The sequence below is a fragment of the Wolbachia endosymbiont of Drosophila mauritiana genome, from assembly GCF_004795975.1.
Classification (GTDB): Bacteria; Pseudomonadota; Alphaproteobacteria; order Rickettsiales; family Anaplasmataceae; genus Wolbachia.
In genome coordinates, this window is sequence record NZ_CP034335.1 from 529,074 (window position 1) to 541,417 (window position 12,344).

General features: G+C 32.9%; 11 protein-coding genes and 1 pseudogene. 10 read left to right on the forward strand and 2 right to left on the reverse strand.

Annotation, left to right across the window (positions count from 1 at the left end; genetic code table 11):
- Positions 1-217 precede the first annotated feature (217 nt).
- From EJB00_RS06370 to EJB00_RS02760, 5 genes and pseudogenes are all read left to right on the forward strand, one after another.
- Positions 218-517, forward strand: a pseudogene (locus tag EJB00_RS06370) (DnaJ domain-containing protein); the annotation flags it as partial.
- A gap of 168 nt (positions 518-685) precedes the next feature.
- Entirely contained in the window at positions 686-1,972 is a 1,287-nt protein-coding gene (locus EJB00_RS06685; RefSeq protein ID WP_422664684.1) for a TomO hydrophobic C-terminal domain-containing protein, read from the forward strand.
- A gap of 237 nt (positions 1,973-2,209) precedes the next feature.
- Positions 2,210-2,557 carry a ferredoxin family 2Fe-2S iron-sulfur cluster binding protein gene (locus tag EJB00_RS02750; protein ID WP_015588471.1) on the forward strand — a complete coding sequence of 116 codons (348 nt, stop codon included), beginning with the start codon at positions 2,210-2,212 and terminating at the stop codon, positions 2,555-2,557.
- A gap of 7 nt (positions 2,558-2,564) precedes the next feature.
- Positions 2,565-3,578, forward strand: coding sequence for a hypothetical protein (locus EJB00_RS02755; RefSeq protein ID WP_015588472.1), 1,014 nt, complete (start codon positions 2,565-2,567; stop codon positions 3,576-3,578).
- Positions 3,562-3,963 (forward strand): cytochrome c-type biogenesis protein, encoded by a 402-nt coding sequence (locus tag EJB00_RS02760; RefSeq protein ID WP_015588473.1) that lies wholly within the window; start codon positions 3,562-3,564, stop codon positions 3,961-3,963. The genes EJB00_RS02755 and EJB00_RS02760 overlap by 17 nt, the downstream gene beginning before the upstream one ends.
- A 59-nt stretch (positions 3,964-4,022) precedes the next feature.
- Here EJB00_RS02760 and EJB00_RS02765 read toward each other — a convergent pair whose 3' ends face one another.
- Positions 4,023-7,292 carry a UvrD-helicase domain-containing protein gene (locus tag EJB00_RS02765; protein ID WP_135352960.1) on the reverse strand — a complete coding sequence of 1,090 codons (3,270 nt, stop codon included), beginning with the start codon at positions 7,290-7,292 and terminating at the stop codon, positions 4,023-4,025.
- A gap of 74 nt (positions 7,293-7,366) precedes the next feature.
- On the opposite strand from EJB00_RS02765, the gene EJB00_RS02770 reads away from it, so the two are divergent.
- From EJB00_RS02770 to holA, 5 genes are all read left to right on the forward strand, one after another.
- Complete coding sequence (locus EJB00_RS02770) at positions 7,367-8,233, forward strand: 4-(cytidine 5'-diphospho)-2-C-methyl-D-erythritol kinase (protein ID WP_015588475.1); 867 nt, start codon at positions 7,367-7,369, stop codon at positions 8,231-8,233.
- Between the two features lie 3 nt (positions 8,234-8,236).
- Entirely contained in the window at positions 8,237-8,584 is a 348-nt protein-coding gene (locus tag EJB00_RS02775) for an Mth938-like domain-containing protein (protein ID WP_007302686.1), read from the forward strand.
- Entirely contained in the window at positions 8,578-9,387 is an 810-nt protein-coding gene (locus EJB00_RS02780) for a metal ABC transporter permease (protein ID WP_135352959.1), read from the forward strand. Before EJB00_RS02775 ends, EJB00_RS02780 begins: the two co-directional genes overlap by 7 nt.
- Before the next feature lie 113 nt (positions 9,388-9,500).
- The gene (locus EJB00_RS02785; RefSeq protein WP_015588477.1) at positions 9,501-9,683 is read left to right on the forward strand and encodes a hypothetical protein; all 183 of its coding nucleotides are present in this window, start codon (positions 9,501-9,503) and stop codon (positions 9,681-9,683) included.
- Positions 9,684-9,688: 5 nt separating this feature from the next.
- Entirely contained in the window at positions 9,689-10,708 is a 1,020-nt protein-coding gene (holA, locus tag EJB00_RS02790) for a DNA polymerase III subunit delta (RefSeq protein ID WP_015588478.1), read from the forward strand.
- Between the two features lie 230 nt (positions 10,709-10,938).
- On the opposite strand, the gene gltX is transcribed toward holA, so the two are convergent.
- The gene (gene gltX / locus EJB00_RS02795) at positions 10,939-12,273 is read right to left on the reverse strand and encodes a glutamate--tRNA ligase (protein WP_015588479.1); all 1,335 of its coding nucleotides are present in this window, start codon (positions 12,271-12,273) and stop codon (positions 10,939-10,941) included.
- Between the last annotated feature and the right edge of the window lie 71 nt (positions 12,274-12,344).

Below are 12,344 nucleotides of genomic sequence, written 5' to 3' on the forward strand. Positions count from 1 at the left end.
TAAAGGTGAGCCATATTCATATATAAATTAATCTGTTGTTGGAATGATTCTAAGCCTTCATTTTCACAACTCATTTTTCTACAAATTTTCACTATATTTGTTAATAAATTGACAAATATTATAATATTTGCTAAAATATTTATATGGCACCAGTTCTTTCATAAAGACATAGTATTGCTGATGTCATAAAAAATGTGTCAAAATAGTGGAGAAACAAATGCCTGATTATTATGAAATATTAGGAGTAAAAAGAGATGCTACTCACGATGACATAAAAAAAGCATATCGCAAATTAGCACTTAAGCTTCATCCAGATAAATTGCATGAGGAAGCAAAAGAGTTAGATAGGCTAGAAGGAAAAAAGAAGAACGGAAAGCTACTATCACAGTCGGAAGAAGGTCAAATGGCTGAACTTAAAGAGAAATTGGAAAAATTCAAGGAAATATCAGTAGCACACGAAGTGTTATCTGACCAAGCAAGCAGAAACCAGTACGATAGGGGAGAGGATTTTAGTCAACAGGAGTGTTCGTATGAAGAATGGATATATAAGTTCAATGAATTAGTACAACAAGCACTTAAAGAGGAAATTTTTATAAAAATACGTAATGTGTATCATCTAAAAACTGACAAATTAAACGAAGAGCGACTAGAAGGGCTAACCGAGAGTAGTAAACAAACATACGAGATGGGCAAAGCCAAAGGGACTGAAAAATCAACCGAATGCGAATATCTAGAAACTATTCTGAATTTGTTGGTATATATCAAGTTAAATGAGTATGAAAAGTGTTCTGATATAATAAATAAAGTTACAATTAATGCTGGTGACATTACATCTCTAGTGCAAACTGCTATTGTGTACGATAGTGTGGAAATTTTCAAGCTCTTTGAAGAAAGGATAGAAATATCACAAAATGACATCTTAAGCTGTGCTTGTGAATGCCAATCTGAAAAGTTTTTGGATTATTTTTTTAATAAGTACTTAGATAAATTAGATATCAACTATAAAGATAAAGAAGGAAATACAGCTTTACATCATACATTAAGATGGTTTGATGAGAATGAAGGGAAATACCAAAGTTTTGTTGAATCACTTCTTAGTAAAGGTGCAGGGCTTGATGTTAAAAATAAAGAAGGTAAAACTCCGTTTGATCTCTTGCTTAATTATGTTCAAGGACATCCTATAGCTAAAAGAGTAGAAAGATTAAATTATGTTGCGGAGTTGCTTAGTTGTTGTAAAAGCGATGAGCTAAAGAAACTAGAAGATACTCCTGCGTTGAATAAACTAGTAGATACTATTGTTCAATATAACCATAAAGAAGCTCTAGATCTCCTAGTCGAAAATAATATAAAAATTTCAAGTATTACTTTAAAAAATATCGTTACAAGCGATTGCAATAAAAAGATTTTTGGTTGCTTTTTACATAAAAATAAAATTGACTATCAAGATGAAAGTGGAGGTACAGCTCTACATCATGCTTTAAGAAACTTGCACTACGATAAGTCAATGCTTTGCAAAGTTGAATCACTTGTGAGTGCAGGTGCAAGATTTGATATTAAAAATAACCAAGGTGAAACTCCGTTTGATCTCTTGATTGAATATGTTGAGAAGGGGTTTTATGGTCAAGCGTCAAGGTTAAGTTATGCTTGGAAGTTGTTTAACAAATGTGAAAATAAAGATGTACTAAAAGAGCTAAAATATAAAGATGGTACTCCTGCATTAGATAAACTAAATGAGCTTCGTATTAAGTGTCGTAATACTTCTATCATAGTTGCTTCTACGTTAGCAGTAGTAGGAGTTGTTTTAGGGGTAGCTATTGCAGCTCATTCAGGAATGTTAGCGGTAGGGATAGGAATTGGAGTTTGTTGTCTTGTTGTTGCTGTAATCACATACCATTTTAGTAGTCCTGCAAATTTATTGAAGGATAGCAATGCTAAAGATGTAGTTAATACAATAGGATTAGTAAAATCATAACTTAAGATCAGGAGAAATGGCAGATCAAGTTCAATAACGCTAATTTATTAATATATTTACTAAAATCTCAAGCTAAGAAAATTCCATGTTTACAATTCTGTGAGATGCTGTTGGTATCTGTCTTACTTTCCTAATAGGAATACAGATTACAAGAGATAGGCGATGGAATTGCAAAGAGTTTGCAAATAATAGTTATTATTTGTAGAATATATAGAAGTTAGTAGAGATTTTAATAGTATGCCATCCGTTACTTTTATTTTACCTGATGGAAGTAAGAAAAGCTATGAAGCTGCAGAGGGAGAAACTCTGCTTAATTTAGCCCACAGAAGTGATCCAGATCTGCTTGAAGGTGCATGTGAAGGCTCTCTTGCTTGTTCTACATGCCATGTGATTATTGATCCAAAATTTTATGATGTTGTAGAAACACATAATCCTATATCTGATGAGGAAAATGATATGCTGGACCTAGCTTTCGGCTTAACAGAGACATCAAGGCTTGGGTGCCAGATAAAAATCACAAAAGATATTGACGGTTTATGCGTAACCGTGCCCAGAGGTACAAGAAATATATCATTAGATAAATAAGAGGATCATGCGTAAAATTTTTGTCTATATTCTCATCTCCTTACCTTTGTTTATTCCTCTAGCGTATAGTGGTTTTTGGTATTTTTCTGCATTTAAGGTAAAAAGTCTTTTAACTGATTACATTAATGACGAAAAAGTTGATATTTCACATGATTTTAAGGGATTTCCTTTTAACCTAGTTTTTCATGTAACGAATCCAAAGTTTTCTAATGAGCAATTAACTGTTTCATCTGAAGCTTTAGTGATAAAAAACAGATTATTTGATAAGTCAGTATATATCTATATACCAAGCAATAAAGTAAACATTGCTGTCCGTAGTGATGAGAAAAAGAATATAAAGTGTCACACACACGTGAGTAGCCACTTTGTTGTTAAACTAAATGATTTACTATCTTCATTAAAATTCAACAGAAATAGCACTGTAATAGACTATATAGATACATTTCGTTACGAAGATTATGGATTAAAATGTGATGTTTTAGAAAATCAGCAAAGTGTTATAACTGAAGTGAATGATAAAAGTAATTACATTCAATTTCACTTTGATAAAGAACTGAATGAAAATACTAAACTAGAATTTGATTTTTATACTTACCGTTATAAACATACTGCAAGTCCTGCAAATTACCTTAGTGTCGACGCTAAATTAGATTATGAATTTGTAAACCATATTTCAGCTTCTAAGATTAATTTCAACATAGAAAAATTTTTGATTGAGAGTAATAACTTTTCTATTGCTGCGAATGGTGGAGTAAGTAATTACAATTTAGTTACATCTTCATTTGAAGATAAAATCAATGTAGCCATATCAAATTATAAAGAATTAATTTCGTTTGTGACTAATGATTCAAAGACTGCAGATAAATTGGAAAAATCAATATCTTCCTTATCAGAAAAAATCACTAATAACGACATTCAATTTTCAATAAAGTACGACAATAATGTAGGTTCAGGCTTTATTGGAAAATTATCCACTACTGATTTTATCACTCAATTCACCAAGAATGAGAATAGTAATTAGCTTACTTTTTACATTGATATTCCATTTAAGCATAAATGCTTTTACTTTGGATGATAAACTAAGAGACGAAAGCATGGAAGAGCGAGCAAGTAGCTTATTTGCAGTAATAAAGTGTCCAGTATGCTCTGGTGAATTATTATCCGAATCTGAGTCTCAAGTTGCATATGTTATGCGTAAGACAATTCGCAAGAAGATCAGTGATGGATATACTAACGAGCAAATAGTTTCAGAGTTAAAAAATTCTTATGGAGATTCAATTATCATTGTACCACCTGTAAAATCTAGTACCTACATTTTATGGTTTATTCCTTTTATAATTCTTCTTATTGGATGTTTTCTAATACGAAAATCAGTTCAGAAAATAGATAAGGTAGTAAAAAGATAACTATAGAGTAAAAGTGAGTTTACAACAAATGCAAGTAGCTACTATACGAACATTTGAGTTTAGATCAAAGATTGTAAGGTTAAATCTTCCATCCAAATAACCACGCACTCTACCTGCTTATCTGGGTAGACTTCTTGCACTAAGGTTTTATAGATCAACATTTGCTTTTTTATTTCATTTGATGAGGAAATAGAAACGTTATGGTGTGATTTATAGTCAATTATGATTGCTTTGTCTTCTGTTATGCACAGTCTGTCTAGCCGCACTAATACTGGTTTTCCGTCAATTGTTCCACTAAGTGGAATTTCTGATTTGCCCTCCAAATCGAACAGGTAATCATATTTTTCATTAAAGGTTAATATTTTGCTGTAAATTTCATCCTTATCTTCACTAGTGTTTATGCTATCAAGATATTTCCTAACCCAATTTTTTCTCCTGTCTTTCTCTATCTTGGGCATATATTGCAATATACTGTGAATTATTAAGCCTCTTGCATAGCTGTCTGTCGTCCCAATGCTCCTTTTTGTCATTCCAGCATTCTCATCTGTCATCCCAGTGCTTGACACTGGCTTTTTTTCTCCAGGTTCCAGTGTCACGTGCTGCAATGACATTGATAGGTTTGATGGAGGTGAAATCACTGGAACATCAAAATAATCACGTTTTTTATAAATAGAAGGGTAGTTTGCATTCATGCATAGCACTTCAACTTTTTCTTTAAATATCGGCTGTAAGTATAGTTTTTTCCTCTCATATAATGCTCCATATTGAATAACTAGATCATACCAAGAGCCCTTTTGCACTGGCTCTTTGCCTAAAATGTATAACTCATCTTCAGCACGCGTAAGTGCCACGTACAGCAAACGCAAATATTCGTTATAATCCTCTAGTTTTTTCTCTCTTTTTACTTGATTACAATAAGCATTACTATTTTTGCCACACCAAAATGGTGCTTCCGTTGCATCAAACAAAATATTTTCGCTGTTTCTTGGTACTGTATTTGTGTCAACTAAAAACACTATTGGAGCTTGTAGACCTTTTGATTTATGAATTGTCATTATTCGTACAGCATTGAGTTCTGATTGCATATCGTTTTTAATCTCAGGATTATTTTCTTTGATCCACTGAACAAATGCTTGAAGAGATGGGTGCTCAAATTGCAATACGAGGTTCATAAATTCGTCTAGAATCTCGAAGCACTCAAGACCTAGCCTTGCAGCAAATTTCTTTTTACCTGTGCGTAATATATGCGTGAATAATGTAAGAGGGGATTTTGTCTGAGATAAGTTAATCAGATAGTTTAATTCGCTATAAATAACCTCATGATAATCATGAATTTTTTCCCACAATGACTGCTCTTTACGATTATATGCAATATTGAATAAATCGTCCTCAGTAAAGTTAAATAGCGGTGATTTTAAAACATTTGCAAGAGCAAGATCATTTGCCTGGAGGAGCAAAAATTCAGCCAAAGCTATTAAGTCCTGCACAGCTATGTAATCCATAATTCTAAAATAATCTCGGCCTATAACTGGTACATTTACTTTTTTTAGTTCACTTATTATGTAGTCAACTAGCGCATTTCGTTGCCGTACCAAAATCATAATGTCCCTTGGTTCTATATGGCGATCTTTGGCGACTAAAATCCGCCCTTCGTTTAACCAATTGTGAATTCTTTGGGCTATTGCCTGAGCAAGTAATCGATCCTTTACTACATAATCTTTCCTCTGTGTTAAATGAATTTGTAAGGCTTGCTGCTCTTCCTCTTCATATCCTGGCAGTAACGGCCAAATTTCAATGTATCCTTGATCGTTTTCTCTATATGGAATATGTTTTATCTTGTTATCATTGAAAGATATTTCTTCACGAAAATTGTTAAATATTCTGTCTACAAGCATCAAAACTTCTGGAGTTGAGCGAAATGACTTTTCAAGTTGACATGATACCCAATCTCTGCCACCAGTTTTCGTGTGAAAATATTGCTGCATGTAATTAAATAGATGGGGATTTGCTCCTTGAAATCTGTAAATTGATTGTTTTACATCGCCAACAACAAATAAAGTTCTCTTTTCATCACTGCCGGTAAAAAATTCATCGCAGAGACTTGTTATAATTTTCCATTGACTAATACTATTGTCTTGTGCCTCGTCAACAAGAATATGGTCTATTTTTTGGTCTAGATTAAACAATATCCAATCTTTATTGCCTGGATTGCTAAGGAGATTTGTTGCTAAATTGATGATATCATCATAATCAAGCAGTGCATTCTTTGATTTTTCATTATTATATAGATCAATATATACTTTAAATATACTAAGTAAATTACTGGTTCTTCCGAATATTTGATAAGAATTTATGTCCTTTACATGGGTAAACAATGCATTTTTAATGCTTTCTATCATTTGCTCTACGTCTTCAAATTTTTCCAAAGCACCCTTTGTTATAATGGATGATATGCTCTTTTTTTCGTACGATTCTGATTTGAGAAATACTTTAGCTAAGTTCTCTATCTTGTTGTCATCCCAGTGCTTGACACTGGGATCCATATTTCTTTTTTTCTGGGTCCCAGTGTCAAGCACTGGGATGACAACATCTGGTACGGACGATTTTGTGCTATTACACCAATCATAAAGTATCGCACTGTAACTCTGATCCCTTTTGCTTCCCTTACTTAATATTTTAGCTAATCTTTTTATCTGCTCAATCGTTTCATTCTGTAAATTGTCAATCTTGTCTGGGAAGCTTAGTTTATCTTTTATATATCCTAAATTATTTTCTAGAGCTGATCTCTTTATACATAAGGTATAGAGCAAATCACGCAGCTTATTTTCATCAATTTCAGCTGCAACGATATTGATATCGTCCTGCACAGTTTCGTTATGAAGCGTTTTTTCAAATACGATGGAATGCAATTCTTTACATTCGCTCAACGTACAATTTGGAGCGATACCAGCTTCTGTAGGAAAGCTGGAGATTAATTTGTAACAAAAGGCGTGTATAGTTTGAATATTAAGACCAAGATTTTCCAGTTCAGAAAAAAGCCTTCTTGCTCTTGTTAAATAATCTTTATTTTCTCTGGTCACATACTGGGCTAATTGTTCTAAATCTGCGACCAATATACCCTCTGGACATATTGCCCACTTACTAAGTGTACTGTAAATGCGATTCTCCATTTCATTTGCTGCAGCATTGGTAAATGTTAAGCAGAGAATATTTCTCTTATTCTCTAATAGAAGTCTTAATACTCTGTCTATTAAGATCTTTGTTTTACCTGTACCAGCTGATGCACTTACCCATACAGAGAAGTTAGGATTTATGGCATTTGATCTCATTGGGAGTGTATAAAGTTTGACTGAAGTGGCATTTCAAGTATAGTAAATAAGATAGTGTTAGTGAAGATATACAGATGGAAAGTTTTTGTGTAAAGGCTCCTGCAAAGATCAATCTTTTTTTACATATTATAAATAGAGAAGAAAGAGGGTATCATTTAATTGAAAGTTTGGTTGTCTTTGCTAAACTTTCTAATTTTTTAGAGATAAAAGTAGGAGAAAAAAACTTTAGATATGATAACTCTACAGTTCAATTTGTAAACTCTGAGTTTAAAATAAATTATCGATATAATACTATAACGAAAGCATTGAGTCTACTGCTTAGGTACGCTCCTATACGAACTAAAGTCACTGTAAAGGTTATAAAAAATGTACCAATTGCTGCAGGATTTGGTAGTGGTTCCTCAGATGCTGGAGCTGTGATACGCACGCTAGGAGAGCTGTGGGATATTGATAGGCAAATTTTAAGTGATATAGCTTTAAGCGTTGGTGCTGATGTGCCTGCAAGTGTAGATAGTAAGCCAGTTTTTGTTAGAGGTGTTGGTGAGGAATTATGTCCCATTAAACAATGCTCTTTACCCATAAGTCTGGTACTTGTGAAACCAAAAAAAAAGTTTTTGAATACATCAGAAGTATTTTCCAAGTATAAAGAGGATTTCTCTAATCCAATTAAGTGGAGTGATAACAATGAGGAGAATTTGTTAGAGCTTCTTAAAGAGACAAAAAATGACCTTCAAGAAGCAGCAATAGGTTTTGTACCTGAAATTCAGAATGTAATATCAACACTAGAGTCACAAGAAGGCTCTATACTTTCTCGTATGTCAGGTAGTGGTGTAGCATGTTTTGGAATGTTTGATAGTGAAGAAAGTGCAAAAGCTGCAGCGGCAAATATCAAAAAGGAATATCCAGAATGGTGGGTGTGCGACACAGAATTAATAGTTTGATTTATGCCCTTAATTTCCAAGAAGAAAAATCTTATAGATGGTTACAGGGAAGAAAGATTTTGGGTAAATAATCAAGAATATCATGGCTCAATTATAATTTTTCCTGAAAAGGTGATTGAATTGAAAGAAAGTGATATAAATAACAAGGAGTATTTTAAATCTTTTTTAACAGAGGAAATAGAGATTTTGATAATAGGTACTGGTAAGATACGCGATTGTTCAATGAAGTCTTATCTTATGGAGCAAAAGAATTTAAATTTTGAATTTATGACGACGGGTTCTGCATGCAGAACCCATAACGTTTTAATATCTGAAGATAGATTTGTTGTCAGTTATCTGATAGCATGTTAGAGATATTTACACAGAGTTTTTTTATAAACAGTCTAATTGCGGTAATTATGATTAGCCTAGTCACAGGAGCTCTAGGGTCATTTATGATATGGCAAAGGTTATCGTATTTGGGTGATAGTTTGTCCCATTCGTCATTGCTTGGTATTGCACTTGCTTTGATCTTTAATATCAGTCCATCGGTAAGTATAATGCTCATTGCAATTATGTTTGCTATACTACTTTCTCTTAATTTTAATAAATTATACTCTGCTGATACGATATTGAACATAGTTACCAATGTAGTTTTATCATCGAGTTTAATACTTATGTCTTTTCTTCCATCAGGTAATAATAGTATTATTACCTCACTTTTTGGTGACATATTAATGATTGACCAAAGTAATATAATATCAATTTTTCTAACCTCCGTAATAGTTACTTTGATATTAATATTTAGATGGCGCTATTGGCTGATGATTTCGATTAATCAAGATTTGGCAACAGTTGAGAAAGTAAATGTTAATTTTGTTAGGCTAGAATTTTTGATTATACTCGCTATCTTTATTGCAATTTCTGCTCAATTAATAGGAATATTACTCATTGCTGCATTTTTGTTAATACCTGCTGCATCAGCAAGACTCATTTCAAAAACTCCAATGCAAATGATTATTGTTGCAACAGTTTTTTCTGTGATTTCTGGAGTATCAGGTTTGATATTATCTGCAAGTTTTGACTTATTAACTGGACCTGCAATTATACTTATCGCAGCTGTGTATTTAATCATTGCTTATTTTATAAGATTGGTGTTAAGTAGATCGACTTAATTTTGGTCTCGAAAGTTCATAATTCATTAACAAATGAGTGTAACTATCTGAGCGTAAAGTAGTTTTTGCTACGTTGTTTTATGTGCTAATTGTTAATTAGTGGAGTGAAAGATATGGCCGAAGGATTTTTTTCTAGATATATAGGACAGCCTATAAAAAATTTTTATAATTATGTTACGGGAAAGAAAGAAGTGTCTGATGATATGCAGAATACAGCAAATCAAGAAAGCTCAGAATTGTTGGAAACTGATGTGCAATCAAATGATGTGCCACCAAGTAGTGATAATATAATATAGATGGCATGAGAATTACGCCATCTAAAGTTAAAAAATTCCTTGAGAAACCCGATACTTTAAGTGGTGTATTAATTCATGGGAGTGACAATAGTAAGGTCGATATTTTTGTACAGGAAATAATTGCCAACTTGAATGAGTATTCAGTTCAGGTGATGGATTTTGCAGTAGTGAATAAGTCGCCTGGCTTGTTATTTTCCGAGTTGGCAAACATTTCGATGTTTACTAAAAAAAGGTTAGTTAAGCTGATAAATGTCAGTGGAAGTATATCTAAAGAGTTAAGAAACATATTGGATCATAATATAGGCGATCATTATATAGTAATGATGGCAAATGATCTTCCATATAGTTCTACAACTAAAAGTTATATGGAAAGCTCAAAAATTTTCGGTGTCATTACCTGCTATAAGGACAGCGGTAGTAATCTTTGTGATATTATATCAAGTTACTTGAAACAAAATGATATAGAGTGCACAAGTGAGATAATCTACCACTTGCAGTCTTATTTTAATCATAGCAAACTGCCTATATATTCAGAGCTTGAAAAATTAGCTTTATATCTAGGAAAAAGAAAAGATCTTAAACTTGCTGATATAGATCTATGCTTTTCAACCTCCGGCAATGATTATGTTACACTTGATAATCTGTGCTCTGCAATAGTGAGTAAAGACATGGGACAATTCATCAAAATTTCTGATGTATTGATATTACAAGAGAATTTTTCACCGATAGCATTAATCCGTATTATATCAAATTATTTTCTACGACTAGAAAGCGTTTTGCTGTTAATACAAAATGGAATGAATGAACAAGCTGCAATTGACCAGCTGAGTCCTCCATTGTTCTTCAAGCAATTGCAGAGTTTTAAATCTCATTTGAAAAGTTTGCAACTTTCAGAACTTAAGAAGATCTTAGAAAATTTGATGAGCTTGGAAGTGACCTGTAAAAGAACTGACTTGGACCATAAAATGATCTTTCAGCATGAGATTAACTATTGGTGTTATTCGTTCAGCAGAGTAGTAAAATAAGGTAGACGAGAAAAAACAACTAAATGTTGTTATGAAAGTAGCTGACACTGGCATCCAGAAATATGGGATATGTATAGAAGTTATTTTAAAATACAACGTTTTGGCAAGATTATGGATTCCAGTGTTAGCTACTTGAATGACAGGAGCAGAAACTGGAATGACAAGAAATCTAATATTTTCACGTTTCCTGAACAATGCTTATTGGTGTCATTCAAATACATCCAGTGCATTTAAACCTTTTGTATAATTCTTTGACTTTCTTCTAACCTTGCAACAATGCTCTCTCTACCGATAAAAATTAATAATTTAGCGAGTTCTGGACCTGTTTCTGTTCCTGTTAAAGCGAGGCGCAACTGCATAAATAGATCTTTTGCCTTTATATCAACTGTCTGTCGAATATTTTTAACCCACTCTGATAATGTGTTTTCATTACAATCACCTTTAGGCAATGAACTTAGCGCTATTTTTATAAACTCTTTATTGAGAACCACAGGCTCTATACCAAATTTGCATGTTTTCCACCATTTGGCCACCTCAGAAAATTTTTCTATATTACTCCTTATAAAATACCAAAACTCTGGGCCAATTTGACTTAAACGATCTTGCACCATTTCAAATGGCATTTGTTGCAGCACTTTGCTATTTAGCTTATACATTTCACTCAAGCTGAATTGTAAAGATGCTGAGCTAAATTTTTTAATATCAAATGAGTCAATTAAGGGCTGCATATTAATATGAGCTTCTATCGGATCAGACGTTCCAAGTTTTGCTAAATAGCTAATTAGCACCATTGGTTCAATCTCATCTTCTCTTATGGACTTAATATCCAGCCCGCCTTTCTGTTTCGATATTTTGCTATCATCAAAATGTAGTAGAGGAAGGTGAGCAAATATAGGAATTTTCGCTTTTAATGCTTGAATCATTTGAATCTGAACTGCGGTGTTAGTTACATGATCTTCGCCACGTACAATATGGGTTACATTAAAGTCAACATCATCAATAACAGAAGGTAGCATGTACGTATAAATTCCATCTTCTCTTTTTACCACAGGGTCGCTAATGTGAATTGTTGCAATATTTATTTCACCTTTAACTTCATCATTCCATTTCACAACTTCATTTCTATTCAATTTAAATCTAAAGTGAGGTGTTCGTCCTTCTTGCTCATAACGAATTTTCTCTTGCTCAGTTAGAAGCAACGCACCTTTATCGTAAACAGGGGGAAGTCCTTGTTTTAACTGCAATTTTCGTTTAGTGTCTAATTCTTCTCTCGTTTCATAACATGCATAAATATGACCTTCTTTCATTAACTGTAAGAACACCTCGTTATAGCGCTCAAAACGCTCTGATTGCTTGAAACTTGAATTCCAATTTATACCAATCCATTTCAGATCTTCTATGATATTATCTATATATTTAATATCTGAACGCTCAAGATCAGTATCATCAAAACGTAGTAAAAATTTTCCATTTTGATTACGTGTGTACATCCAACAAATGAGTGCAGTGCGTATATTTCCTACATGGAGATAGCCAGTTGGACTTGGAGCGAATCTTGTTAGCATTTAAATGATTACTTTAGTTTATTTTCATTTTATATAAATGTACTGCTAAAGCAAGATTCTTCTTCTTTGTC